Below are 26,327 nucleotides of genomic sequence, written 5' to 3' on the forward strand. Positions count from 1 at the left end.
AAGAGAAGTGCGTTTTTTCTCCGTTGGCCCAGTTTTTGTCCAGGTACGAGAAGGTGATCTCGCTGTAATGAGGGGAATCCCGATGGCTTTATTGCGCCAGAACCTTATCTATTCCGGCCGCCGGTTTATGCGGATGCCCGGCGTCGTCCTTGCAGTCATCCTGTCCATCGGAATCGGTATTGCCGCAAACGCAACGATTTTCTCGATGGTCAGCACATTTCTGCTGAAACCCGCTCCGGTAGGAGATCCGGGAACGCTGATCGGGATTCATAGCTACGAGCGAGGCGATCGCTGCTGCAATAATCTGACGTGGCCGCTCTATCGTGATGTTCAGGAGCGGACGAAGTCCTTTTCAGGCGTGGCGGCGATTGCTGAGCTACTACCTGCCTCCATCGGCGGGAACGGAGAACCGCAGCGTGTCTGGGGGCAGGCGGCGACTAGCAATTTCTTCGATGTAACGCAGCTCCGTATGCCTCTGGGACGTGGTTTTCGCGCCGATGAGGAAAACCAGCATGTGATCGTGCTGGGCTACAACCTCTGGAAACGGAGATTTGCGGGCGATACAGCCTTAATCGGTAAGGTGGTTACGGTTTCAGGACAGCCATACACAATTGTTGGAGTGGCGCCTCTCGGATTCCATGGAGTTGATCTTCTGCTGAATCCGGAGTTCTGGGTTCCGTTGGGCAATATGGAGCAGCTCGCTGCGAACATCTCGAATCGCACCTCGCGAAACTACCATTGGCTTAGTGTGATCGGCCGCCTTGCTCCCGGTGCGACGCAGAGTTCGGCTGCGGCGGAACTTAACAGCCTTGCTGTCGATCTGGCTAAGGCATATCCAGCAACGGACAAGAACAACAACTTCCGGATTGACGCTGCAGGTTCGCTGCCGCAGAGCTTCCGCTCGTCTGTGGTTCTTTTTCTTGGGGTACTTGCGATCGTCGCCCTCCTGGTCTTGTGCATTGCCTGTGCAAATGTGGCGAATCTTATGCTCACGCAGGCCGCAGCCCGCCAGCGGGAGATGGCGGTCCGGCTCACGCTGGGAGCTACTCGTGGCCAGCTAATGCGCCAGATGCTGACAGAAAGCGTCGTGCTGGGGCTTGCGGGAGGATTGCTCGGCGTCTTCCTTGCCTTGTGGGCAACCTCCGCGCTCTCGTCGTTCCATCTCCCAGCGCCGGTTCCGATGGAGATCGGTGTCAGCGTCGACTGGCGCGTGCTCAGTTATGCCTGCGCACTCAGTCTGGGCGCTGGCTTGTTTTTCGGAGTTGCGCCTGCATGGGTCGCCTCCAATCCCGCCATTGCCAGCGCACTCAAAGGAGAAGACGCGCTCGCCCGCCCTGGAAGGCGGTTCAATCTACGGAACATGTTAGTCGTATTGCAGATAGCCGTCTCGCTGGTGCTGCTATGTGTGACAGGCCTGTTTCTGCGAAGCCTCAATCGCGCGGCGGGAATCGATGTCGGCTTCCGCTCACAGGGATTGCTAATGGTCTCGGTCGATCCTCGGGTCCATGGATATTCAGCAGATCGTACGATTCAATTCTTGAATGAGCTGCGAGAGCGCGCAGCAGCGCTGCCTGGAGTGACTTCGGCCGTGACCACGGATGTCGCTCCGCTGTCGATGGGCAATCGTAGCGATGGATTTCATGAGCAAGGAGTGAAACCAACTGGGGCCGAGCCTTCCGTCGACCTCTACATGGTTTCGCCGGGCTATTTCCAGACAATGGGGATACCTCAGTTGCTTGGTACGGATGTATCGAATGAGTCGGCGACTGCTCCCAAGGTAGCTGTGGTCAACCAGACATTCGTTCGTCGCGTGCTGCAAGGAGCCGATCCCGTCGGCCGCAGTGTCGAAGGAGGTGGAGTAACGTACCGCATCATCGGTGTTGTCGGCGATACCAAATCGCGAACCATTGGCGAGGAACAGCGGCCGGTTCTCTACCGCCCGCTGACGCAGTCTATTGGATCGGATCCATCATTCCTCGGGTACTCGCTGATCGTCCGGACCTCAGGCGATGAAGCGGCTGTGGCATCTGGAGTCCGCAACATCATCTCGTCGCTCGACCCTGCGATGGCGGTCTATAACGCAGAAACCATGCAGCAGCATCTGCGGGATGCACTGGTTCTGCCTCGCCTTGCCGGAACGTTGTTCACCATCTTCGGCAGCGCCGGATTGATTCTGGCAGCAGTCGGGCTGTATGGGGTGGTCAGTTATTCGGTCCGGCGACGTAGGCAGGAGATCGGCATACGGATCGCACTCGGATCTCCGCTTGTGGCTGTGCAGAGACTCATTCTTGGACAAGGGCTACGGCTGATCGCCGTGGCGCTTGTGATCGGATTCCCCACGGCCTGGATGGCGGCTCGATTTGCGCGCAGCTTCCTTTATGGAGTTCAGCCACATGATCGAGCGACGTTTATCGCGATGCCGCTCTTTCTGGCTGCGATCGCTCTAGTGGCCGCCTGGATTCCAGCCCGTCGCGCCGCCACAGTCGATCCAATGACGGTGTTGCATTATGAGTGAGATTACTTTTTCTTTTCGATCAGCTCGTCCCGGCATCCGGCTGGCGCGTTGATCGGATTGCATCGCGCTGCAAGGCCATTCGGCAGACCCACCGTATATCCCGTCCACGGTGCGGGCTCGCTGACAGGAAAGTCCGTACTGACCATCTGGGCTCCGCTTCTGAGCGTCTCGTCCTTGCGAGTGGTGTCATTGGTCCTTCCTTGGTCGGTGTTGAAGTCTGCGCGCGTCCGCACCAGATAGCCTTTCTTCACCAGCGCAGAGATCTCGTCGGCCTTGCCCTGGTCCTGCTCGACAAAGCCTGCCTCCGGCTCTCCCGGTCTTCCATTCACAAACAGCACGCGGCCCTTCATCATCGCGTGGCCTTCAAGATATGCCGGAGCCGACTTACGGTTGTAGAGCAGAAACACCACCTTGCCCCGAGCGTTGGCCAGGGTTGGCCATTTACCTGCCAACACGGCTTCTTCCAACGTCGCCGCGTTACCGCGCACCTTATCCGGGGTAATAATCTCGTTTTCCTTGAACACCGAGCGAATCTCCGCGTCCATCGCATTCCAGGTCGCAGTGATCCAGGGTTCGGCCGTGACTGCACCGGGCAAGGGGCTCAATCTGCCCTGCTTGTCCTCGATCAGCAGAAAAATCGGCACGTGCCCCCGATGCGCCTTCGACCATGCGCGAATCTCCTTCAGACATGAGGTGAACAGGATGCAGGCGCTCCGCTGATTCAGGTCGCCCAGGTGCAGCACCTTGAATCCCGGCCGGATCCATTCATGGTTCGGGTCGAAGTCTGGATCGGCGGGCAGTCCGGCCTCCTTTGTCAGCTCGACAATCTTCGGATGCGCAAAACGTCCTCCTGCGGGATCCTGCACAATGTCCAGTTCAAGCTGGCGCACACCGGCATCGAGCTGTCGGGTCAGTGTCTGATGGTGATACTCCACCCCGTGGTAAACCTTGGGGTAGTGCTGTTCAAAATACTTCGCCTCGCTGGGGGCGAAACCCAGGTTGTAGCTGTTGTGCGTGCCAATCACCTGGATCTGATTCAGGTGAATCAGCTTATCCTGCGCGCTTTGTGTCTGCGCCCAGGATGTAAAAGACGCAAAGGATACAGCTGCCAACAATCCCGCTGAGAGAAAACGCAACATGGGTCAAGCCTCGATGGAAGAAGAATGGAGATGAAGAAAAGACCGGTTCTTCAACCATATCAAGGCGACAAGCACCGGACGGCTGGAAGGCCGCATTTCGTCAATTTTCCCCGGCTTATGGGATGGAAGACCTCGCTTTGAGGGCGATGGGCTGATACTCTCAAACCTGCCCATTAGTCCGGTTTTAGCGCATACGGAAACGCCATGGAATTCAAGGAAGCCGTCAAGATTGCTCTGCAATCCCTGTGGTCCAATAAGCTGCGTTCCATCCTGACGCTCCTCGGCGTTGTGATCGGAGTGTCCAGCGTGATCGCCGTTGTTACGCTGGTCAACGGCGCGAACACCTTTGTTACCACCAAGCTTTCCAACTATGGCGCCGATGTCTTCACGGTGTCCAAAATGCCGCAGATCATCACCAGCGCGGAAGAGTATCAGCGGTTCCAGAAGCGCAAGAACATCCTCTTCGACGATTACAAGTACGTCGCTGAGAACTGCAAACATTGCGTTGGCATTGGAGCGCAGCAGGCGGTCACGGGAAAGATTGTGCGAGGGACGCAGTCGACGACCGATACCACCATCCGCGGGTATACCTGGCAGATGCCATCGCTGCAGAACCTGAATATCGTGCAGGGACGCGGCTTCACCGAGGCCGACGAAGAGCATGCCTCTCGCGTGGCCGTCATTGGAACCGATATTCAGGACCACCTCTTTGCGGGCATCGATCCGATAGGCCAGGAGCTGCGCGTCGATGGCGTTCCCTATACGGTCATTGGCATTAGCGAAAAGCAAGGGAGTACCTTCGGGGCGAGCCAGGACAACTGGGTTGCTGTGCCGCTCACCTCGTTCCAGAAAAACTATGGAACGATGAAAACCCTTACGATCTATGTAAAAGCAGGAGCGGCAGGTTCAGTGCTCGAGACGGCCGCCGATGAGGTGCGGGTCTTGGTGCGGGCCAAGCGTCACGATGGCCCGGGAACGCCCGACTCCTTCGAGCTGGACACCAACAATACGCTGGTGGGCTTTTTCAGCATGATTGCCAGTTCATTTGGAGCGGTCGCGGGCGGCATCGCGCTGATCGCTTTGATCGTCGGTGGCATCGTCATCATGAACATCATGCTGGTCTCTGTGACCGAGCGCACGCGCGAGATCGGAATCCGAAAGGCGCTTGGTGCGCGGCCGAAGGACATCATGTTGCAGTTTTTGATCGAATCGGGAACGATGGCCTTTGTCGGCGGCATCTTCGGCGTCATGGGCGGCATCATCGTGGCCGAGGTGATTACGATCGTGGCCGGCTTTCCGTCAACCATCGCGCTATGGAGCGTGCTTGCCGGTCTAGTGATGGCCGCGGGCACGGGAGTCTTCTTCGGCGTCTATCCAGCGCGGAAGGCTGCAATGCTCGACCCCATTGTGGCGTTAAGGGCAGAGTAAGGGATAAATCATGCGGATCGCCGATACAAAAGAGACAGTCACCATGGCGCTGGATACCCTCCGGGCCAACAAGCTGCGCAGCGGCCTGACGATTCTTGGCATCGTGATCGGCGTCATGACCGTCATCATCATCTCGTCGGTCATTAATGGCCTCAATTCGAACGTCTCCAACCTGGTCGAATCTCTCGGGACCAACGTGATGTGGGTCTTCCGTTTTCCGGTCATCGGCGTGCGGCCGACGACCGAGATGCTGACACGCAAGCAGCTCACTTACGATGACGCCATGGCGATGCGCGATCTGCCGCATGTTGTGGCCGTCACCCCCGGTTTGCAATACCGCGACAACCGCGGTATTCAGGGGACCGTGGCCGTAAAGTGGGGAACCAAAAAGTTTGAGGGCACCACGCTTGAAGGCGATACCGCGAGCGTCAAGGACGTCTACGACCTCAACATGAAAGAAGGCCGATTCTTTACCGATACTGATGTCGAACGGGCGTCCAATGTCGTTGTGCTCGGTAACGATACGGCGGAAGGACTTTTCGACACGGTCGATCCCATTGGCCAGGAGGTCACGATCGCCGGTTCGGTCTTCACCGTAGTTGGTGTCATGGATAAGCAGCCGCAGGCTTTCGGCGGAGGCAAAAATCCGGAGGATAACAAGGCGTACTTTCCAGTCACGACCTTCCACAAGATTCATCCTGAGGTACTGGACTACTGGATCAGCCTCAAGTTTGACGATCAGAAGAACAAGGCGGCAGTGCAGGACGAGTTGGAGGAGTTGCTTCGTCGTCGCCGCAAGGTGAAGAACGATGCCCCGGATAACTTCGCAATCTTCGGTACCGACTCGCTGACGCGCCTCTGGGATCAGATTACTTTCGGGCTATTCGGCCTGATGTTGTCACTCTCGGCAGTGGGTCTTATGGTCGGTGGCGTGGGAGTGATGAACATCATGCTCGTCTCTGTGACCGAGCGCACCCGCGAGATCGGGGTCCGCAAGGCCATTGGTGCCACTAAACCGATGATTATGACCCAGTTCACCCTGGAGGCGATGACACTGTGCGCGGTCGGAGGCATCATTGGCGTGCTGGGTGGCAGCGCCGTCGCCTTTGCGGTGCACTTTTTCTTCCCCGCTGCTTTGTCGCCGCTCTGGATCGGCGCTGCCTTCATCTGCTCGTGCACGATTGGGCTGGTCTTCGGAATTTACCCGGCCTGGAAGGCTGCAAACCTGAACCCCATCGACGCGCTTCGATATGAGTAAGTCTCCCCGGAAAGGGACATCACATGGATCGATTCGGTTCGCATCGATGATAAAGTCGTCCCCTTTCAGGTATTAAACTCCAGAAAAATATCCCCTCCCGGATCGAAACTTGCTTCCACCCACCTGGGTTTATCCAGAAGCATGTTAAGGGGGCCAGGATCGTGACAAATGTTTTGCCTGCGGCTGTGCTTCTCTCATTTTTGATCGCCCCGCTTGGTTTGGCTCAACAAGCGGCGCCTACAACTGCCGCGCAGAATCCTCCACAGGCCCAATCCACTTTTCAACAGCCGGCACAAAGCGGCACAGAAGCTACGCGTGACGATAACGGCACCTACACCATCACCCGCACAGCCCGCATTGTGATCCTCGATATGGTGGTCACCGATCGCAAGGGCAATATCATCACCGACCTCAAACGCGACGACTTCCATGTCACAGAATCGGGCGAGCCCCAAACAGTCCTCAACTTTGATCCGGCAGGCGCTCACACGACCACACCTGGGCTCAACATCAACTCCACTACCGAGCTCGATGCCCTGGCCCCCAACGCTCCGGTCGATATCATTCTGCTCGATGAGTTCAATACCCGCTTTGAGGACATGGCCTTTGCTCGCTACTCGCTCAAAAAGTTCCTGGAGCGTCAGCCTGGCAAACTCACGACACCAACCATGCTCATCGCTGTCGACCTGCAACACTTCACCGTGCTGCACGATTACACACAAAATAAAGACGAAATCATCTCAGCTCTCAATCATCACTTCGCGGCCTATCCCTGGCAGGTGCATCAGCATGCCTGGCTCGCCGAGCGATATGCCACAGCCTTTATTACGCTGCGCCGTGTGGCCCAGGCGGTCATCGGTCATCCCGGTCACAAGAGCATGATCTGGATCGGCCGCGGCTTCCCCAACCTGAACATGGCCAACTATCCTCTCGATACAGCGCAGCGCGTCGATAACGCCGTACAGAATTGCGTGAACGTGCTGCGTGATGCCCGTATTACTCTTTACACCATTGATCCCGCCGGTCTTAAGTTCGACCAGCAAGCTTATGGCTCCGACGCCGAGCTTACCGACCCCTTTGGCGGCAACTATCAGTTCGCCAAGCTTGCCACCGCGACCGGTGGCCACGCCCTCTACGGCCGGAATGACGTCGATGCCGAAATCGGAACCGCCATCCGCGATGGAGCCAGCTTCTATACCCTCACCTACCGGCCTACCAACGATTCCACCGACCCACAGAAGTTTCGTCGCATCAAGGTTACGGTCGATCGCCCGGGTCTCACCGTCACCACACGTGAGGGCTACTACCTTTCGCGTGCAGCAAATCCCAACGACTCTAACCCCGTTAAGCCTGCCGACCTGATGGTCCATGACCTCATCTCGGCTTCAAACAGCACCATGCCCTACGATGGTGCGAACATCTATGTCCGTCGCAGCCCGGCCGCTCCAGATGACTTCATCATTCACATCAACGCCAAAGATCTGGTTTGGACCTACGCCACAGATACCGAGCCTCGTCATACCGAGGTCGTCCTTGTAGCCTCCACCTTCGATAAAAAAGGAAAGCCGCTAAAGAGAGACGCCAAGGTCATCCGCGCCAAAGCCACCACAGATGTTCCTCCAACTGGCCGTTTGGAACGCGGTTTGGATCTCCATTACGTGCTTGGTCACGACCCCAAAGCGGCGCGCATCCGCTTCGTCATCCGTGTCACGAATTCGGGACGCATCGGAACTGCCGATATCGATCTCACGAAACCGCTGCCGCCTCTGAACTCTGAGCTTGCTCCCTCCGCCACTCCATTGCACTAGCTTGTCAGTCCAGACCAATAGCTCTTTAATCGAAACCCTCTCTCTGGCGTCATCCTGAGTGCAGCGTAGCGGAGCGAAGAATCTCTGTATTTTCTTTCCTCACTTCCTCGACACTCCCGTCCACAGTGTCATTTCGACCGAAGCGATCACCGTTAGGCAATCGCGGAGTGGAGAAATCCCCGCATTAATTTGTGTCAAGTCTAAAACCACTCTAAACGGCACAAACCAAATCACTTCCGAATTGCAGAACTCCCCCGCCCGCATTGCTAAACTTAAATCAGCACACAAAAGATCCGGCAAAGCCGGGTCTTCGTTTTTACGGCAACAAAATGAAACGACCAACATGCCGAAGTACGAGCTTAACTAACCTGAATGGAATACTTTGCGCAAAAAGCTAGGGGAGGGGGGACTATCCCCTCTCAGCCAGTAACCGCTCCACCAGTTCGTCCATCGCGCTCTCCGGGCCTTCTTCGCACAAGCCAGTGTGAACCGGCGAGACCTGAATGATGGTGCTGCGCGGCGAGACCAGCCAGTGAAACCGGTCGCGCTGAGGAAGCTGGGCGATCGGTCCTGCCGAGGCATCGCCTGCCGCGATCTTCGGGATCGCCTCCAGGTGCCGTCGCACCAGATCGAGATCGAGGTGCGGCCACAGCGCCCTGAGCCGCGCCTCGTCCACAACGATCCGGGCTTCAAGGAATCTGCGTTCGAGGCAGAAGACAATGACACCGGCGTTGATAAACTCTCCGCGTTCGACGCGAGGGACAACGCGCACTACGGCGTAATCAAACGAGCTGGGCACGGGCACGGCTGGCCTCCTCTCGAAAGATCGCGGAAGCCCTCAATCTCCGCAGAAAGAAATCGCAGTACACCTTGCGCTTCGTTGCAGCGCTCAGGCCTTCGCCTTCGCGCAACAGCCACTTATCAGGGACCTGTTCGAGAATCTGCTCGATCTTCTCCTGAGTCAATATCAGATGCGCCCGCTCGTCTGCCTCTGCAAGGCGGCTGGCCCAGGGCAGAAGAATATGGTCCTTGATCTGCCGGAAGGGAGATTCTGCGCGCTCCAACATCGTCTCCCAGTCGTGATGCACGTAGATTGCAGCGCCATGATCGATGAAGTAAAGCTCGCGATGCCAGCACAGCAGGTTCGCATTGCGCGGAGTACGGTCGACGTTCATCACAAACGCGTCGAACCACACCGCCATCGAGGCTGTCTCCGCATCCGCCACATCACCTGCTGCCCGGTCGAACATCGTTGAACCCGGCAGATAGTCGAGCGCAAGATTCAGCCCGACACTGGCCTTCAGCAGGTCACGAATCTCTTCGTCAGGCTCATTGCGGCCCAATGCGGAGTCGACCTCAACAAAGACCAGTTCAGGAACATTGAGTCCCAGCTCGCGACCCATCTCACCGGCCACAAGCTCCGCCACCAGCGCCAGCGGACCCTGGCCCGCGCCGCGAAATTTGAGCACGTACAACCCAAGATCGTCACCAGCCACAATCGCCGGGAGACTTCCTCCTTCGCGCAGTGCGGTGACATATTGGGTGGCCCTGATGGTTCGGAGCTGCATGATTCCAGTGTAGCGACTATTGCCCTTTGGAAACTCCGATGTTTGTTTTCGCAGCAAACTCCTCGTTGATCCACTGCTTGAGTGCAGTAAGGTTCTGCGGTCGCCCCAGAAAGTCCTTCACCAGCTCCGCGGCCGGCTTGGTCGCTCCGGGTTCGAGCACGGTCCGGCGATAACGCATCGCCGTTGGGCCGCCCAGCAGGTTCGACTTATCGAACTGCGAAAAGAAGTCAACCGCAATCACCTTGTCGAGCACATAGGTGTAGTAGTTCGACGAGTAGCCTGTCAAATGCGTAAAGCTGGCATACATCCGGTTGCCATCGACAAAGCTGAAGTGCGAAAACCGTTCCGAGTCTTCACGCAACAGAGCATCGAAATTGACTTGCTCTGGAGCGCGATCATGTACCTGCAGCGAGTACGTGGAGTAGAACAACTGCGACTGCATCCAGCGTCCCCGTCCGTAGGCCCCAGCGGCGTCCATCTTATCGATCAACGCTGTTGGAATCGTCTCACCGGTTTTGTAGTGTTTCGCGAAGCTCTGCAGAATGCCGCGGTCGCGGAACATCTCTTCGAGCATCTGCGACGGCGCCTCGACGAAGTCGCCCTCGACGTTGAAGCCGCCCGCGTTGGACCACTCACCCTGACCTCCGAGGATGTGGTGCATCAGGTGTCCGAACTCGTGGAAGAACGTCACTACTTCGCTGTACTCCATCAGGCCCGGATCCCCGGGCACGCCGCCCGAGAAGTTGCAGATCAACGCTCCCTCAGGAAGCTGTCGCCCACGAATCCCAGGGACCACCGGCGCGCTCGAAAACCACTTGTCCTTTCCATCGCGTGGATGCATGTCGAGGTAAATTCGACCGAGCTTCTTCTTCGACGCGGTGTTATCGAAGACATCGTAGGTCGAAACCGACGGGTCCCACGTCTTCGCATTGGGAACTGCGCGGAACTCCACATGGAAGAGAGCAGCGGCGGTCTTCAGGATGCCTGCCTGCACTTCAGCATAAGGAAAATAAGGCCGCACGCTCTGCGCATCGAAGTCATACTTGGCGCGACGATACTGCTCAGACCAGTAGTTCGCATCGGAAGACGGAATGCCCGTCAGTCCGGGTTCCTGCTGCTTCGCATAGGCTTGCAGAAGGTTGAATTCTTTGTCGGCTGCTTCCCGCGAAGCATCGTCGACGTCCTGCAGGAACTTCCGCAGGTTGCTGGCCGAGCCCATCATCTGGTCGGCCATCGCGAGGTCGGCAAAGGTCTTGTACCCGAGAGTGGTGGCCAGCTCCTGACGCGCCTCGAGCACACTCTTCAGCACGGCAACATTCTTCGGATACGCCCGCTCGTTATAGGCAAGATACATTCTCCTGCGCAGACCAGCATCTGCCGCAAAGTTCAGCACCGGCGTGCTGTCGGGAGAGTCCGTCGTCAAGGTATAGGTCCCATCGGCGGCGGGCTTGTGACGGGCAATGTAGTCTTCCGGCAATCCTTTCAGTTCGGATTTGGTGGCCTTTACGTCGAGCCTGCCATCCGCGACATTGCGGCCAAAGACAAGCGACGCTTCAGTGATCTTGTCCTGTAGCTGACGAATCTTCGCGCGGGTCGCATCGTCCTTGTCGACCCCGGCAAGACGATACTCGAGCAGAGTGTGTTCCAGGTAATGTTTCGCTGCCGGATCATTTGCGGGAGCAGGAATTGCTGCCAGAGCACGATATACCGCCTGATTCAGGCTGAGATCGGTGGCGGCAGAGGAGACCTTGGAGACAAGCTCCTGCCCCTTATCGCGCAGTGGAGCCGAATCACCGACGGAATACATCAGGTAAGCCTCATTGCCTGCCAGCGCCAGCTCATTCTGCGCATCGTCGTAGAGCCGCAGGGTATTGGCAATCGTGTGATCGCCTTTGATGGCCGTCAGCTCGTCGATATCGGCCTTGACTGTAGCAAGACGGGCATTGACCCACGTCTCGAGTGTGGCGGGAGTAGTTCCGCTCTCCCATACGTGCAACGAATTCTGGGCCATTCCTGTTACAGATCCGGCAAGCAGCGCAGCGCCACAAACAGCGCGCATGGACAGCCTTTGTACAAGCGTCATCGAAACCTCCCAAAGAGGACAAGCTAAATAAAGAAAGCCCTGAAGATAAAAGAATAAGACAAATCGCGGAAACAGAAGGATAAGACAAACCCTGGGGAATAAAGATAAAGTTGTACCGGGCGAAGTAAAGACGACGCCACAAAAACTCTTCCTCGATGATAAGGATCTTTTTATGGCCTCATCCGCAGACCTCGCTCGTGTCGTCCATCAGGAAACCGAGCTGCGCCTCCCCCGTTTCGACCATGATGACGCCTGGCGTCTGGGTACTCTGTTACGTGATCTTGCAGTTGCCCGCAAACACTCCCTGGTGATCGATATCCGCCGTTTTGGTCAACCAATTCAGCCGCTCTTCTATGCTGCGCTTGCAGGCACTACGCCCGATAACGCCCGATGGGTACAGCGTAAGGCCAATGTTGTCGCGCGGTTCCATCGCAGTTCGTACCAGCTGGGGCTATATCTTGCGCAGAGCAATACAAGCATCCGCGAGAAGTACGCTCTGGATGAAGCCGACTATGCCGCACACGGTGGCAGCTTTCCTCTGCACGTGATCAACGCCGGTATCATCGGTGCGGTCACGGTTTCCGGACTTCCGCAGCGCGAGGATCACAACCTGGTTGTCGAGGCGCTGGCGCGTTTTCTTGAGCGTGATCCTGAGCCGTTGCGGCTGCCCTGATCTCTATGCAATCCTCTGCGGGCTATCGCCAGCACGCTTCGTGGCATCTAAAGGTTCAGAGCAGGAAACGAGGATTGCAGAGAACCGAACCGTCCTCGTAACCGCAGAACGCTCCCAGCCGGAGTTCGGTTGAGGAGCAATAACCGTCCAGATTGGGCCGTGGCTTTCACGATGAGGGCTGCGGCCTTTTCCGTTGCTGTAATTTATCGCAATGTATCGCTCGGCTTGAGGGCCGGCGCACCAGGAAGGTTGGCTGGGACGTGAAAGGGGATGGGTAGAGAATGTAGGCGGTTCTGGCTTGACCGATCTCCCGCAGCGACAAACAATGCAGGATCTCCGTGATCGAGTGGAGTAAATCCCCCAATGGCCTTTGCTGGAAATGCGACCGGCAGACGACGCACAGGATAACGGTGATTCCACAGATCGCGCACCAACCAGTTTCCATCGCTGGCGAGAATCAGGTAATCTGCAACGTTTTTCTGGAAGTCGGCCAGCGGAACGATCGAGAGATGGTACAGGTTCCGTCCTGCCCACAGATTCTCCTCCGGAGAATCTTCTCCGCGAAAAAAACGGATCGCTGGAAAATCCACTGGAAAGACCATCCGTGACGCAATCGCGGGAGGAGCATAGTGCGCCAGCGGTAAGGCCATCAGAGGATCGGCCACTGCGATCGGCTTATCTCCAGCAGCCCCAGGAAGACTGTTCAGCACCTGGTAGAAGCACTGCTTCTGCTCGTGATAACTCCATCCCACAAAGAAGACTCGCCCCAAAAAGACTGCGGCGCACAGCCCGAAAGCAATCATGCCTGCGTAGCGAAGATGTCCAAAGAGATGGTAGCCGGCAATCGCACCGCTGATAGCAAATCCGAAGCAAACCGGAATTACAAATCTGGGCGAAAGCATCCCTCCATGAATTGATGCGACAAGGTATCCAAGAAACGGGTACAGCATGAGCAACAGCACCGCGACTGCTTCATGCAGTGGAAGTAACAGCCCGGAACAATACACGTGCTCGTCGGCAAGATTCGCAAGCCATCGCGGACGCAACCGTCCCCGGCAATGAGAGCACATCCGGGAGAGCATCCAGACCAATGCGACAAGCGCTATCAACACAACGACAGGGATCAGGATGACCTCAACCATCTCGAGGTAAGAATCCGCGACCTGATCGAAGGAGACCTTGTTCCACGCGTGCGGAGCAAACTGTTCAATCGAGCGTTGAATCAGCCCTCGAAATACAAGCAGAGGAGTTGCCGCAACTGCCAGTGCTGTCCAGATGCGAACATCAATCCTCGGCCGCGAGCCAGAAAGACGGAACGTACGAACCAACTCTCCTCCTGCGATCGGAAAGAAGGCGAGTACAGCAAAATAGTTTGTGCAGATGCCAGCAGCGAGCGCAGCTGTCATGCCTAAAAGCACGAACCGGCGCCGGGGTTGCGAGATATATGGGTCGATTGTGACGCTCCAGCAAAGCACCGCGAGCATCGCGAGACCGTAGAAGATGCCGTAGGAGCGGCTCTCATAGCTGTAATCGAAGGCGGCATTCGACATGGAAAGTAGAACTCCTGCCAGCGCCCATACCGTGGGAATGTGCCGCCTGAGAAAGATGAAGAGCGAGAGCAGGCCGATCCAATATCCCAGGATTGCCGGTAATCGCAATGCGAACTCATAATCACCGAAGAGGCGCAATGACGCCAGCACTGCAAGATGCGTCAGCGGAGGGTTTGGGTCTGCTGCATGCGCGAGCGCATTCCAGATGGCCTTTGCACTGCCGAGCTGCGCAATGTGCAGCGTAATCAGCTCGTCCAGCCAGAGCACCTTGTTGTGCGATAACGCGCTCACCACGAGAAAGTACGCAGCGGAGAAGATCGCAAAGAGAATTGCCGGTCGATGGTTAGCAAACTCCGCAAAAGTATCCAACGCACGACGTACAGCGGAAGACTGTCTAGGGGGATCGAAGACTACGGTGAAACCCACAGCAACATGCTCCAAAGACGGGGAGAATCAGTCGAGCAACGTTCTATTTGGTTGTTAGACGCAGCAAACCGGGGATGATTTGCTTGAGAATTTTTTCTGCTTGAAAAGACGGGATATTTATTGTCCGGCTTCGACATCCGCCAGCGTCGTCACCCTGCTCAGGCGGCCGTCGCGAAGGTGAAACTGCTCTCCACGCCACACCACCGTATCTCCTGCAAAGCTCCACAGCCAGAAGCCGAAGGCGAAGAAATCGCGCAGAGGAAGGAGCCAGAAGTCTCGTAGAACCTGTTCGTCGCGAAGGATGCCGACCCCCACAGAAAGCGCCACGGCCACGCGAGCCAGCAGAGTCAGGCTCAGGAGAGTAAAACTCCACAAAGCAAAGCCGCTGGCGATGCAGGTGGCAACTGCCCAGGGGAGACAGAAGGTAATTCCCAATCCGACATAGCCCAGCTTGCGGGAATCGCGTGTGGAGCGCGACCAGCGGAGCTGATGGTCTACGAAGCCGCGCAGACTGTAGGCCGGGACGGAGGTCTCCACCACCTCGTCAGCCAACTCCACCTTGTAGCCTGCCTTGGCGATCCGCACTCCCATCTCGTAGTCGTCGGCAAGGTACTCGACAAGCGACTCGAGCCCTCCGGTCCGGGCCAAAACAGTTTTGGTTGTAGCCAAAGTTGAGCCCAACCCGAAGCGGATACCTTTCTCGAGCTTACGCGCGGTGAGTACTCCGGCGAAGAAGTCCGTCGAGATTCCCAGAGCCTCGAGGCGCGACCACAGTCCGGCATGTTTCTGCGGGGTACGACCGATATACGGTGCCGTCACCAATCCAACCTTCGCGTCTTCTTTTCCTGTAGAGCCTGCGAAACAGCTCATGATCCGTGTCAGGTAATGTGGGGAGACGAGGATATCGCTGTCGTTGATGACGATATGCTCGTACCGGGCTTCTTCGAGCATCTGGACCAGGTTGCTGACTTTGCCGCTGGTTCCGAGGCGGCGTGTGCACTCCACCAGCCGAATTGCGACCTCAGGAAATTCATTTCTGAGCCGTTCGATTTCGGGCACGGCAGGATCTGAGAGCGAGGAGACGCCGAACACAATCTCATATCGGCCGGCATACTGCTGGCGGCAGTGGCTCACGAAACCGTCATACATATGCTGGTCAATACCCTTGACCGGCTTCAGAATCGATACTTCGGGAGCAAACTCTTCTGCCCTTTTCCGGCCGCAGCAGGTGCGATGAAAATCGCGTGCGCTCCAAAGGACCAGCGTCATGTAAACCACGCCAGCCAGCGCCAGCAGTGCAGTAAGGCCCATGATGCAGTTTGCCAGCATATCTTTTCCAGTCTACCGGTTCGGCCTCTGGAACCGTGATCCGCATGAGATCGTGCCGGTCCCCTCCCCGTCCTTTTTGTGCAAAGTATTCCAAACAGGAAAGTTAGGTTGGTACTTAGGATTCAGCAGAAGGGGGAGGGCCGAGTCCCGAAGATTGTTTTAACCTACTGATTTAATTGTAGCGGGTGGGGCGGGGGAATCTGCATCGACTAAGTGGCTTGTTTTTAGGGTGATAACTGGCTTGGAGTCTTGACAAAGAGAGGAGGCGCTTCGGAAGCGATGCGCGTATTGGCAGCGGATCGGTGAATCGATGTCGATCGGTCTTAAGCCGTTGGATATGCGTTGATTAGCATTGCTCTGTCGCCGGACTGATATTCTTAAGGCTTGGCAAACTATCTCATTACTGGTGGCGCAGGTTTTATCGGTTCGCACCTGGTCCATGCGCTGGTTGCGCGTGGAGACCAGGTCAGAGTACTCGATAACTTCGAAACAGGGCTTAAAAAGAATCTCGAACCGGTGTGGGACCGGATTGAGGTGCGCGCGGTCGATTTGGCCGATGCCGATGCGGTGCAGAGTGCATGTGAGGGGATCGATTACGTGATGCACGAAGGCGCCCTGCCCAGCGTCCCGCGAAGCGTCAAGGAGCCGCGCCCGAGCCATCGGACAAACATCGAAGGCACTTTTAACGTGTTGGAAGGCGCACGGCTGGCCGGGGTGAAGCGCGTGATCTATGCGGCATCTTCCTCGGCATATGGGAACCAGCCGGGTTTTCCACGCGTGGAGACGATGGCTCCGCAGCCGCTTTCTCCTTATGCGGTGCAGAAACTGACGGGCGAGCTGTACATGCAGGCTTACTGGAGGGTCTATGGACTGGAGACGGTCTGCCTGCGTTATTTCAATATTTTTGGGGCGCGGCAGGTTCCGGATTCGCCTTATTCCGGGGTGATGGCGCGGTTCATTTTGATGATGATGCGTGGGGAAAGACCCACGGTCTTTGGCGATGGCGAACAGGGTCGCGACTTTACCCACGTGGAGAATGTGGTTCAGGCGAACCTGCTTGCGGTGGACGCTCCCGCAACTCTTGCTGCAGGACGCGTGTTCAATATCGCGTGTGGCCAACGCCACACCCTTAACGAAACATATGCGCTTTTAGCAACCTTGCTGGACTTCAAGCATCCACCTATTTATGGCCCCGAACGGGAGGGGGATGTTCGTGATTCGCTGGCGGATATCTCAGCTGCCTCCGCTGCCTTGGGGTACGTGCCGCGCATTGATTTCGAAGAAGGATTGCGTCGCACCGTCGCATGGTATCGCGATGAATTTGCAGGTTAGGAAGAGAAGAGAGTGACGCCGATAAACTTGGCCGTATCCGCAGCAGCAGGACTGGAAGAATGGATTGGGAGCGTGGACCGGCGCACGGCGCGGGTTGGAATCATCGGACTCGGGTATGTTGGACTCCCTCTGACGCTGTTATTCAGCGAGGAACGCTTTCGGGTCACCGGCTTTGATATCGATTCGCCGAAGGTCGCCAGTCTTAACAGTGGCCAGTCGTATATCCATCGCATAGAACCGGAACATATTGAGATGGCGCAACGCAGCGGGTTTCGCGCGACCTCAGACTTTGCAGAGGTCGCCGGAATGGATGCGGTGCTGATCTGTGTGCCTACGCCGCTGAATCCGGACCACACGCCCGACATGAGCTATGTTGTCTCGACGATTGAGGCAATCGCTCCGCATCTGCGCGCTGGACAGCTTGTGGTCCTGGAGAGCACGACGTATCCAGGTACGACGGAAGAGATCATCGTAGAGACGATTAACCGGCATGGAAGCAAGAAGGGCCTGAAGGTTCTGCGGAACGAAACAAGTTCTGACCTCGATGGCGTGATGGTAGCGTTTTCGCCTGAACGCGAAGACCCGGGCAACATGATTACTCCGCGGCGCGAGATCCCCAAGGTGATTGGCGGAGTCGATGCACGCGCAACGAGAGCAGCTTCTGCGCTTTATGGCAGCATCTTCCAAAAGACTGTTCCGGTCTCAACGCCAGCAGCAGCGGAGATGACCAAGCTGCTGGAAAACATCTACCGCTGCGTGAACATCGCGCTGGTCAACGAGCTGAAGCAGCTCTGCGAGCCGATGGGGATCGACATCTGGGAGGTCATCGACGCAGCAGCGACCAAGCCCTTCGGCTTCCAGGCGTTTTATCCCGGACCGGGTGTGGGCGGCCACTGCATCCCGGTGGACCCCTTCTATCTGAACTGGAAGGCTCAGCAGTTTGGAGTGCAGGCAAAGTTCATCGAGTTGGCCGGCGAAGTGAATGAGGCGATGCCAGAGTACGTGGTGCAATCGACGGCGCGTGCATTGGAGCGCAATGGCTCAGCCTTAAAGGGCGCGAAGGTGCTGGTGCTCGGCGTGGCCTATAAGCGCGATGTAGACGACCTGCGCGAATCCCCGGCGCTGGTGGTGATCGAGAGTCTTCGCAAGGCGGGAGCAGAGGTGGCTTATAACGACCCGTTCTTCGAGGAGGTCGGACGCGGCCGTCACTACAACCTGCAAATGCATTCGACTCCGCTGGAGAATCTCGATCGCTTCGATTGCGTACTGATTCTTACCGACCACTCGCTCTACAACTATGGTGAGATTGTGGGCCAGGCGAAGCTGGTCGTAGATTCCAGGAATGCCACGCGGGCCATCGACTCACCGAAGATCGTGCGCTGCTAACACAGCCCCTCGGCCGACCTGTGTTTTAAACGATATTGATAGAGAACTCTCGAGAAAGATGAGAGTTCTCTTATCCTTTTCTGGAACGACTCCGCTTTCTTTTTCCTCTTCTGCGTTGACTCCTCGTGTGCTGGCTTGCAGCATCGGAAACAGGGTGTCTGCACCGAGTTTTTAGCACGCTATGGGATCGAGGAGAAGCTTACAGCTCAACGTGTGTCGTGTGGTCGCAATTGCGCTGTGGATGCTGCTCGGTTTTTTGACGCATGGTGTAGCGCAGACGCGCTTCGATGCTCCGTGGCAGCCACTGGGCCCAGCTCAGGTAATGAGCACAACCTATGGAAAAGTCACAGGGCGGATTACGGCGATTGCCATCGATCCAGCGGATGCAACTGGAAATACGGTGTACCTGGGCACCACGGGCGGAGGCGTATGGAAGTCGACGAATGCGGCGGGGCCAGCTTCGGCGGTGACGTTTACTCCGCTAACGGATACGTTGCCTGTCTTTCGTCCGAACGCGGGGAATGCGGCGATCCCTTCGCTGAGCATTGGGGCTTTGAGTGTGCAGGGTTCTCTGGTGCTGGCGGGGACGGGCGATCCGAATGATGCAGTGGACTCGTTTTATGGTCAGGGTCTGTTGCGTTCGACGGATGGAGGATTGATCTGGACGCTGGTCAGTGGGTCGCAGGATGTTCCGTACCAGAACTACTTCTTTAAAGGACTCGCCTTTGCCGGATTAGCGTGGAGTACGACTTCATCGAATACGGTGGTCGCGGCGCTCTCGCAGTCTGGGGAGGGGATGCTCGTTGGCTCGGTGGACCCGTCACAGAGCATCATGGGGTTGTATTACTCCACCGATGCAGGCGTGACCTGGCATATGAGCACGATTAAGGATGGATCGCAGGTCGTGCAGCAACCTTTACCGACGGGTGGGATTACATCCGGGGGCAATGCGGCGACATCGGTGGTGTGGAATCCTGTGAGAAAGCGTTTCTATGCTGCTGTGCGTTTTCACGGGTACTACGAGTCTGCCGATGGTGTGACATGGACGCGGCTGGTACAGCAGCCGGGAGTTGGACTAACGACGAGCGCATGTCCGGTGAACCCGAATCTGGTTGGAAGCTCAAACTGTCCGATCTTTCGTGGCGTGCTTGCAGTGGATCCGGTGAGCGGCGATATGTACGCACTGACGGTCAGCTCAGGAAATCATGATCAGGGTTTGTGGCGCGATGCCTGCTCCAGCAATGGTACGGACTGCGCCGGGCCGGTCAGCTTTGGCTGGCGCATCGGAGGCAGTTCGCTGGAGTCGGCCTGCACCTCGAGTGCATCAAACGATTGCATCCAGCAGGGTGATTACAATCTTTCGCTTGCTGCTGTGGCCACAGGAAGTGACACATTAATCTTTGCCGGAGCGGTAGACCTTTACCGTTGCTCACTGAGTTCGGGCTGCGCTGTAATGCGCAATACGACGAATGCGTTGAACGGATGTGGCGCTCCAGCGAAGGTGGCTCCGGCACAACATGCGATCGCGGTACGAGCTACTGGTAGCACGTCCGTACTGTTGTTGGGCAACGATGGCGGGCTGTGGCGTTCGAACGATGGAGTGAACCAGCAGGGGCAGCCGTGTTCGCCAGATGATGCCGTGCACTTCGAGAACCTGAATGGTGGGCTGGGTTCGCTGGCTGAGGTGGAGAGTGTGGCGGAGCATCCGTCAGATCCTTCGATTGTGCTGGCGGGGATGGGAGCCAACGGCACTGCGGCGACGACATCCGCTTCCACCACGGGCTTTGACGTGTGGCCGCAGCTTGGGGCAGGCGAAGGCGGCATGGTCGCAATCGATCCTGCGAATCCGGAGCTCTGGTACATCACGACAAAGGCAGGAGTCAGCATCCGCCGATGTACAAAGGGAAGCGCATGCACATCGACGGACTTCGCAGGGGATCCGACGATCGGGTATGGACAGACGGCGATGGATGCTTCGCTGATCCATACGCCGTGGTTGCTCGATCCGGCACTGACCACGAATTTGATTGTGGGAACCTGCCGTGTGTGGCGTGGTCCTGCCGAAGATGCCAATCTGTGGGCCACAAGTAATGCAATCAGCGCGATGTTTGCCGGTTCGCAGGGGAGCGCCTGTGCAACAACGAATGCTCTGATACGGTCGCTAGCGGCGGGTGGGCCATCGAGCAACGCAGCGAATGCGCAAAGCTCCGGCTCGCAGGTGATCTATGCCGGAATGGCCGGGAATGGTTTAGGGGGGGGGAGCGCTGCGGGTCATCTCTTCGTGACACAGGCAGCGGAGAGAACAACCGGCACGAATCCGTGGAGTGATGTTACGGCTTCGCCGGTTATAAACGCTGCGGGGAATTCCTTCAATCCAAAAGGCTACGATGTCTCCTCCGTTGCAGTCGATCCGCACGATGTTACAGGGAACACGGTCTATGTGACGATCCGCGGATTCGGGGTGCCGCATGTGTATCTCTCGCAGGATGCAGGAGCGCATTGGACGAACATCAGCAGGAATCTTCCCGATGCTCCAGCCAACAGCATTGTGGTCGATCCAAATGATGCCAACACGGTCTATGTGGCGATGGACACCGGCGTCTATGCAACGACGCAGGTCTCCACATGCGGGACGAGCGATTGTTGGACGGCATATGGAACAGGACTGCCCAATGCTCCGGTGATGCAGCTTGCTGCGGCGCAGGCCATGGCGACTGGTGATGGCCGCACGGGCGAACTGCGAGTTGCCACTTATGGGCGCGGTATCTGGCAGATTCCGCTGTTGACGGCTACGCTGCCTGCGCAGGCGGCGATCTCGGTGAGTCCTGCTGCGCTGGTTTTCACGGATCAGGCGATCGGCACAGCGAGTGCGGTGCAGAGTGTGGCGGTTACGAACACGGGGAATGCTCCGTTGAATATCAGTCAGGTCACGGTCAGCCTGGCGCAGCTTCCACTGGGGCCACAGGCAGAGTTTTTCGAAACGGACAACTGCATTGGGAGCAGTGTTGCTGTAGGACAGAGCTGCACGCTGCAGGTGCGCTTTGGCCCGGCGGCAGCGGGAGATCGCACGGCGACTCTGACGGTCTACGCTAACGTCGCGGGCGGACAAGCCACAGTGCCGTTGAGTGGCAAGGGGATATCGGGAGGAAATATCGTTCTGACTCCGCTGTTCCTCAGCTTTGGTTCAGTGGATGTCAATGCAACCAGCCCGGCGCAGAACCTGACCTTGTCGAATACTGGTACTGCGGATGTCAATATAGGTGCGCCTTTAGTGACTGGCGACTTCCACATCTCGGCGAATACTTGCGGTGCAATCTTGAAGAGCAGCAGTGGATGCACAGTTGGGATCACCTTCACGCCGGCGAGTTCGGGAGTGCGCGCGGGCAGCTTCAGCATTACGGGCGATGGTGCTGCCCTTACGTCTTCGCTGAATGGAAGCGGGACTCTTCCTGCAACCGATACGATTGCGCCCATGGCGCTCTCGTTTGCTGCGCAACCGTTGGGCACCTCGAGCTCGGTACAGCGTGTGATCCTGACGAATGCAGGCGATACAGCGCTGAAGTTGATTACTGCGCAGACGACCGGAGACTTCATTGCCGTAAACTCATGCGGCAACTCGTTGGCTGGTCATGCGAGCTGCTCGATTGGTGTGATCTTTCAGCCCACAGTTCTCGGGGCAGCGGCGGGATCCCTCACCATCTCGGACCAGTACCGTGCGCAGAGCGTCACGCTTAGTGGCACGGCCGTAGCTCCACCGGGAGTTTCGCTTTCGCCACTCTTTGGCATGAACTTTCCTGCGACAGGTGTCGGAATATCCTCTTCACCCCAGATGGTGACACTGACCAATAACGGCGGAGTTCCGCTTGCAATCTCGACCATTGCGCTGAGCGGCGATTTTACGGTTGTGCCGGACAGTAATCGTTGTGGCGACTCACTTGCCGTGGGTGCAGCCTGCACGATGCAGATCGCCTTCCGTCCTACAGCAGGAGGAGTGCGGCCGGGAACTTTGGTTATTGCCGATAATGCTACCAACTCTCCGCAGACGTTGCCGCTGACCGGCGTGGGTGTCGACTTTGCGATTGCGATCAATGGGTCGCCTTCGGTGGCGATTTCGAGCGGGCAGAGTGCCGTCTTTCCGCTGCTCTTTACCTCGGGACCTACTGCGGCAGGCCTAAAGGTGAACCTTAGCTGTTCCGGGGCGCCGGTGAACTCTACCTGTAATATCACGCCTGCGAGTCTCTCGTTGGATGGCAATGCGACGACGGTATCGGTCACAGTGCAGACAGGAGTCGTGAATCTGAGCCAGAAGACTCATGCACGTCGATATTTATGGTTTGCGCTGCTGTTGCCTGTTGGCCTAGTTCCGTTCAGTCGCAGGCGATGGAAGGCGATGGCCTTGCTCAGCGCGGTTCTTATGGCAGGTGGGTGCGGAGGTGGCCGATTGATTCCTCCATCTGGAGGACCAGGTTCTGGCAGTGGGAACAACGCGATTACGCCGTCGGGAACCTACAATCTTGTTGTAACGGCCACAAGCGCAGGGCTTACCCGGACAGTGAATCTGACGCTGGTTGTGCAGTGATCATACGGCGCGGCCAGCGCTCGCTCCCGAGGCCCAGGCCCACTGGAAGTTGTAACCTCCCAGCCATCCGGTGACATCGACGACCTCGCCGATGAAATAGAGGCCGGGAATCTTACGGCTTTCCATTGTCTTGGCATCCAGCTCAGCAGTATCGACGCCACCCGCTGTAACCTCGGCCTTTGCATAACCTTCGGTTTCAGCAGGGGTGATGTGCCATGTGTGCAGTTCGTTTTCAAAGTGCTCGAGCGCAGGATTGGTCCAGCCCTTCGGAGGATGCGTTGCAAGCCATCGCTCTGCAAATCTTGCCGGCCATACGGAGCGTAGTGCCGTGAGGGCAGAGGTGGAGTCACGCTTTGCACTCTGCGCGATGAGAGGAGCGATGACACGAGCCTCTGGCGCAAGATTGATCTCGATGGGTTGTCCTGGTTGCCAGTACGAAGAGGCTTGCAAGATCGCGGGGCCGCTAAGTCCTCGATGTGTGATGAGCATCTTCTCGCGAAACCTCACAGGGCGCTTTATTCCGACAGCAGACGTGATGACTTCCGTGGAGACTCCGCTGAGGTCACACCAGCGGTGGTGGTCTTCAGGATTGAAGACAAGCGGCACCAGCGCAGGACGACAGGAAGCCACGCGAATTCCAAACTGCTCGGCGATCCTGTATCCAAAGTCGGTGGCGCCCATCTTTGGGATGGAGAGGCCGCCGGTGGCGATGACGACAGACTTCGTACTGATATTTCCGAACGATGTTTCGAGGGTAAAGCGATAGCCCGTTGTCTCTGTCGTTTTTGTGAGCCTGTTGATCTTTGCGCTGGTCAGAATGCGTACGTTCGCATCGCGGCACTCTCGTTCCAACATATTCACAATCTGTTGCGCAGACTGATCGCAGAAGAGCTGTCCCAGCGTCTTTTCGTGGTAACGGATGTTGTGTTTTTCGACCAGTTGGATCATGTCTGCCGGAGTAAACCGCGCCAGCGCTGACTTGGCGAAGTGCGGATTTGCCGAGAGAAAGCTTTCGGCGCGGCAATGCAGATTGGTGAAGTTGCAGCGTCCTCCGCCCGAGATGAGGATCTTTTTGCCGATGCGGTCGGCATGATCGAGCACGAAAGAACGTCTTCCTCGACGACCTGCTTCGATGGCGCACATCAATCCCGCTGCGCCTGCGCCTATAACCAAGACATCAACTGTTTCCACAGATTCCTCAATCTTGATGCTATCAATCCGGGCTTCTCCCTGTGCCCCTCAGCGATGTGCGACCATAACAATGGATGGCGAAAGAGAAACAAGAACGGACCCCTCAGATACTGGCGACGCAGGAGCATGGCCCAGCAGTTGTCATTAACCGAAGAGCCTCAGACCGACTGCGTGCCGGACATCTCTGGGTCTACCGGTCAGATGTCACTGCGCTTGTGCCGCCGCAAGGAGCGGAAGAACCTGCTGCCGGATCTCTGGTGACCGTGGCCGATGGCCGTGGTATTCCGCTTGGATCAGGTTTATATAGTTCAGCCTCGCAGATTGCGGTCCGCATGGTGAGTACAGAGCCACAGCTTGGCCGCGAGGCATATCTCCGCGATGTACACAGCAGAATTAAGGCAGCGCTTGCCCTGCGCAAAGAGATTGCTCCTGAATCGGCTACAAATAACTCCCACCGGCTGATCTTTGCCGAGGCCGACGGATTGCCGGGCATCATTGTGGACCGTTACAACGATCTTGTGATCGTGCAGCTTCTCACCCAGGGAACGGCCCAGGCGGATCTTCGTGCTGTACTAGGCGAAACTCTCCGAGAAGATCTTGGTGCTGCCGTGAAGATGATTGTCGAGCGGCCTGATCCGAAGATTCGCGAGCTGGAAGAACTTGCGCTGCCACCTGCAGAACCACTCTACGGAGGTACAGCGGCAGAGCCTGTGACGATCTTTACGATGAATGGAATGCGCTTCCACTATGATGCTTCTGCCGGACAGAAGACCGGAGCATTCCTTGATCAACGCGTAAACTACGCTGCTGCCGCCGAGCATGCGCATGGAGTGGCGCTGGATGTCTGCACTTATCAGGGAGGATTTGCGCTGCACCTGGCACGAAACTGTGAGCGTGTTACTGGAGTGGATGTGAGCCGTGCGGCGCTTGAAGTTGCCGATCGCAATCTCGCGCTCAATTCAGGTCTACATGCAACGGTCGATTGGATCGAGGCCGATGCATTCGAGCTTTTGCGCGAATATGATGCAACCGGGCAGCGGTTCGACACGATCGTGCTCGACCCCCCGGCCTTCGCAAAGTCTAAACGAGCCGTGGATGGGGCGCTGCGCGGATATAAGGAGATGAACCTTCGCGCGATGAAGATGCTGCAGTCAGGCGGAACGCTTGTTACGTGTTCGTGCTCACATCACGTCGGACGCGAAGAGTTTCTGGGAGTCGTCGCGGCAGCGGCTTCGGATGCACGGCGGCGAGTCCAGGTGCTGGAGGTACGAGGGGCGGCGCCCGATCATCCAGAGATTGTTACGTTGCCTGAGACAGCATATCTGAAGTGCATCATCTGCCGGGTTAGTTGATTCTTACTGGCTACGGAGGTTGGGCAAGCTTGGATGGATGATCTACTCTGGGCGACGACAGAAGTTCGTTTTTGACCGCGCCGCCTGACGCGCATTTTTGAGGCAAGCAAAAAGAGGCCTATAAAAGGGCCTCTTTGCTTTTAAGTCGTAAGGTTTTGTTAGAAGCGCAGCTCCATAAAAACATTGGCACGCACGTAGGGTGAGGGTCTGGGCGGCAGATGTTTGAAGCCAAGAGATTCGTACAAGTGAATCGCGTTGGCGAGCTTGCTGTTGGTCTCAAGATAAAGCGAGGTGGCTCCGAGAGCACGACCTTGCTCGATGGTGTACGACAGCACACGACGTCCGATGCCGCGGCCCTGCCAGAGCTCGTTGACCGCCATCTTTGCAACTTCATAGACACCGGGTGAGATCGGGACAAGAGCGCAACTGCCGATCGGGATCAGGTCTGCAACAGCAAAGAAGATATGGCCTCCTTTGGTGAGGACATAGCTTTCCGGGTTGCTGAGGATCCGGTTGTCGGATTCCTCCAGGCCAAAATATTTCTCAATCCAGGCTTCGTTCAAGCGGCGGAATGCCTCTGCATCGCCGGGCCGGAAGGCTCGAAGCTCGATTTTGGGTTCATAGCGCAGGTTTTCGTTGGAAGGGATGTCAGCGAGGCTAAGGGTCGACGCCATAACGATCTCCTTTATGAGATTCAGCCTAGCGACCGC

17 protein-coding genes are annotated in these 26,327 nt (G+C 57.1%); 9 read left to right on the plus strand and 8 right to left on the minus strand.

Annotation, left to right across the window (positions count from 1 at the left end):
- The first annotated feature begins 82 nt into the window (after positions 1-82).
- Positions 83-2,515, plus strand: coding sequence for an ABC transporter permease (locus H7846_RS01935; protein ID WP_186694819.1), 2,433 nt, complete (start codon positions 83-85; stop codon positions 2,513-2,515).
- A 2-nt stretch (positions 2,516-2,517) separates the two neighbouring features.
- Here H7846_RS01935 and H7846_RS01940 read toward each other — a convergent pair whose 3' ends face one another.
- The gene (locus H7846_RS01940; protein ID WP_186694821.1) at positions 2,518-3,654 is read right to left on the minus strand and encodes a phosphatidylinositol-specific phospholipase C1-like protein; all 1,137 of its coding nucleotides are present in this window, start codon (positions 3,652-3,654) and stop codon (positions 2,518-2,520) included.
- Positions 3,655-3,858: 204 nt separating this feature from the next.
- Between H7846_RS01940 and H7846_RS01945 the strand changes: the two genes are divergently transcribed.
- From H7846_RS01945 to H7846_RS01955, 3 genes are all read left to right on the plus strand, one after another.
- Positions 3,859-5,082: an ABC transporter permease gene (locus H7846_RS01945; protein ID WP_186694823.1), complete on the plus strand. Its 1,224-nt coding sequence runs from the start codon at positions 3,859-3,861 to the stop codon at positions 5,080-5,082.
- Between the two features lie 10 nt (positions 5,083-5,092).
- The gene (locus H7846_RS01950; RefSeq protein ID WP_186694825.1) at positions 5,093-6,340 is read left to right on the plus strand and encodes an ABC transporter permease; all 1,248 of its coding nucleotides are present in this window, start codon (positions 5,093-5,095) and stop codon (positions 6,338-6,340) included.
- Between the two features lie 161 nt (positions 6,341-6,501).
- Positions 6,502-8,148 carry a VWA domain-containing protein gene (locus tag H7846_RS01955; protein WP_255460788.1) on the plus strand — a complete coding sequence of 549 codons (1,647 nt, stop codon included), beginning with the start codon at positions 6,502-6,504 and terminating at the stop codon, positions 8,146-8,148.
- A gap of 409 nt (positions 8,149-8,557) precedes the next feature.
- Here H7846_RS01955 and H7846_RS01960 read toward each other — a convergent pair whose 3' ends face one another.
- Genes H7846_RS01960 through H7846_RS01970 form a run of 3 tightly spaced genes read right to left on the minus strand, consistent with a single transcriptional unit; the run spans position 8,558 to position 11,799 of the window.
- The gene (locus tag H7846_RS01960; protein ID WP_255460789.1) at positions 8,558-8,947 is read right to left on the minus strand and encodes a DUF3037 domain-containing protein; all 390 of its coding nucleotides are present in this window, start codon (positions 8,945-8,947) and stop codon (positions 8,558-8,560) included.
- Complete coding sequence (locus tag H7846_RS01965; protein ID WP_186694829.1) at positions 8,931-9,716, minus strand: HipA family kinase; 786 nt, start codon at positions 9,714-9,716, stop codon at positions 8,931-8,933. The genes H7846_RS01960 and H7846_RS01965 overlap by 17 nt, the downstream gene beginning before the upstream one ends.
- 16 nt (positions 9,717-9,732) lie before the next feature.
- Positions 9,733-11,799, minus strand: a complete 2,067-nt coding sequence (locus tag H7846_RS01970; protein WP_186694831.1) for a M3 family metallopeptidase — start codon at positions 11,797-11,799, stop codon at positions 9,733-9,735.
- A 172-nt stretch (positions 11,800-11,971) separates the two neighbouring features.
- On the opposite strand from H7846_RS01970, the gene H7846_RS01975 reads away from it, so the two are divergent.
- Positions 11,972-12,472 carry a heme-degrading domain-containing protein gene (locus H7846_RS01975; RefSeq protein WP_186694833.1) on the plus strand — a complete coding sequence of 167 codons (501 nt, stop codon included), beginning with the start codon at positions 11,972-11,974 and terminating at the stop codon, positions 12,470-12,472.
- A 203-nt stretch (positions 12,473-12,675) separates the two neighbouring features.
- On the opposite strand, the gene H7846_RS01980 is transcribed toward H7846_RS01975, so the two are convergent.
- Together H7846_RS01980 and hpnI are read right to left on the minus strand one after the other, a co-directional pair.
- On the minus strand, positions 12,676-14,448 hold the full coding sequence (locus H7846_RS01980; protein WP_186694835.1) for a glycosyltransferase family 39 protein: 1,773 nt from the start codon (positions 14,446-14,448) through the stop codon (positions 12,676-12,678).
- Between the two features lie 117 nt (positions 14,449-14,565).
- Positions 14,566-15,777: a bacteriohopanetetrol glucosamine biosynthesis glycosyltransferase HpnI gene (gene hpnI / locus H7846_RS01985; protein ID WP_186694841.1), complete on the minus strand. Its 1,212-nt coding sequence runs from the start codon at positions 15,775-15,777 to the stop codon at positions 14,566-14,568.
- 384 nt (positions 15,778-16,161) lie between these two features.
- On the opposite strand from hpnI, the gene H7846_RS01990 reads away from it, so the two are divergent.
- The 3 genes from H7846_RS01990 (at position 16,162) to H7846_RS02000 (ending at position 23,074) form a co-directional block, all read left to right on the plus strand.
- Positions 16,162-17,109 (plus strand): SDR family oxidoreductase, encoded by a 948-nt coding sequence (locus H7846_RS01990; RefSeq protein ID WP_186694842.1) that lies wholly within the window; start codon positions 16,162-16,164, stop codon positions 17,107-17,109.
- 21 nt (positions 17,110-17,130) lie between these two features.
- Positions 17,131-18,495 (plus strand): nucleotide sugar dehydrogenase, encoded by a 1,365-nt coding sequence (locus tag H7846_RS01995; protein ID WP_304487889.1) that lies wholly within the window; start codon positions 17,131-17,133, stop codon positions 18,493-18,495.
- A 211-nt stretch (positions 18,496-18,706) separates the two neighbouring features.
- On the plus strand, positions 18,707-23,074 hold the full coding sequence (locus H7846_RS02000; RefSeq protein ID WP_255460790.1) for a choice-of-anchor D domain-containing protein: 4,368 nt from the start codon (positions 18,707-18,709) through the stop codon (positions 23,072-23,074).
- Here H7846_RS02000 and H7846_RS02005 read toward each other — a convergent pair whose 3' ends face one another.
- Positions 23,075-24,265: a BaiN/RdsA family NAD(P)/FAD-dependent oxidoreductase gene (locus H7846_RS02005; RefSeq protein ID WP_186694844.1), complete on the minus strand. Its 1,191-nt coding sequence runs from the start codon at positions 24,263-24,265 to the stop codon at positions 23,075-23,077.
- Positions 24,266-24,339: 74 nt separating this feature from the next.
- Between H7846_RS02005 and H7846_RS02010 the strand changes: the two genes are divergently transcribed.
- Positions 24,340-25,617 (plus strand): class I SAM-dependent rRNA methyltransferase, encoded by a 1,278-nt coding sequence (locus H7846_RS02010; RefSeq protein WP_186694845.1) that lies wholly within the window; start codon positions 24,340-24,342, stop codon positions 25,615-25,617.
- A 158-nt stretch (positions 25,618-25,775) separates the two neighbouring features.
- Here the strand turns inward: H7846_RS02010 and H7846_RS02015 are convergent, their stop codons facing one another.
- Positions 25,776-26,291 carry a GNAT family N-acetyltransferase gene (locus H7846_RS02015; protein WP_186694846.1) on the minus strand — a complete coding sequence of 172 codons (516 nt, stop codon included), beginning with the start codon at positions 26,289-26,291 and terminating at the stop codon, positions 25,776-25,778.
- Positions 26,292-26,327: the final 36 nt, after the last annotated feature.

The sequence above is a fragment of the Edaphobacter sp. 4G125 genome (assembly GCF_014274685.1).
Lineage (GTDB): Bacteria > Acidobacteriota > Terriglobia > Terriglobales > Acidobacteriaceae > Edaphobacter.

Excerpts from the sequence above, each read along its gene's own strand:
- H7846_RS01935 (WP_186694819.1), top strand. The coding sequence starts at position 83 with ATGGCTTTATTGCGCCAGAACCTTATCTATTCCGGCCGCCGGTTTATG.
- H7846_RS01940 (WP_186694821.1), bottom strand. The coding sequence starts at position 3,654 with ATGTTGCGTTTTCTCTCAGCGGGATTGTTGGCAGCTGTATCCTTTGCG.
- H7846_RS01945 (WP_186694823.1), top strand. The coding sequence starts at position 3,859 with ATGGAATTCAAGGAAGCCGTCAAGATTGCTCTGCAATCCCTGTGGTCC.
- H7846_RS01950 (WP_186694825.1), top strand. The coding sequence starts at position 5,093 with ATGCGGATCGCCGATACAAAAGAGACAGTCACCATGGCGCTGGATACC.
- H7846_RS01965 (WP_186694829.1), bottom strand. The coding sequence starts at position 9,716 with ATGCAGCTCCGAACCATCAGGGCCACCCAATATGTCACCGCACTGCGC.
- H7846_RS01970 (WP_186694831.1), bottom strand. The coding sequence starts at position 11,799 with ATGACGCTTGTACAAAGGCTGTCCATGCGCGCTGTTTGTGGCGCTGCG.
- H7846_RS01975 (WP_186694833.1), top strand. The coding sequence starts at position 11,972 with ATGGCCTCATCCGCAGACCTCGCTCGTGTCGTCCATCAGGAAACCGAG.
- hpnI (WP_186694841.1), bottom strand. The coding sequence starts at position 15,777 with ATGCTGGCAAACTGCATCATGGGCCTTACTGCACTGCTGGCGCTGGCT.
- H7846_RS02010 (WP_186694845.1), top strand. The coding sequence starts at position 24,340 with ATGGCGAAAGAGAAACAAGAACGGACCCCTCAGATACTGGCGACGCAG.
- H7846_RS02015 (WP_186694846.1), bottom strand. The coding sequence starts at position 26,291 with ATGGCGTCGACCCTTAGCCTCGCTGACATCCCTTCCAACGAAAACCTG.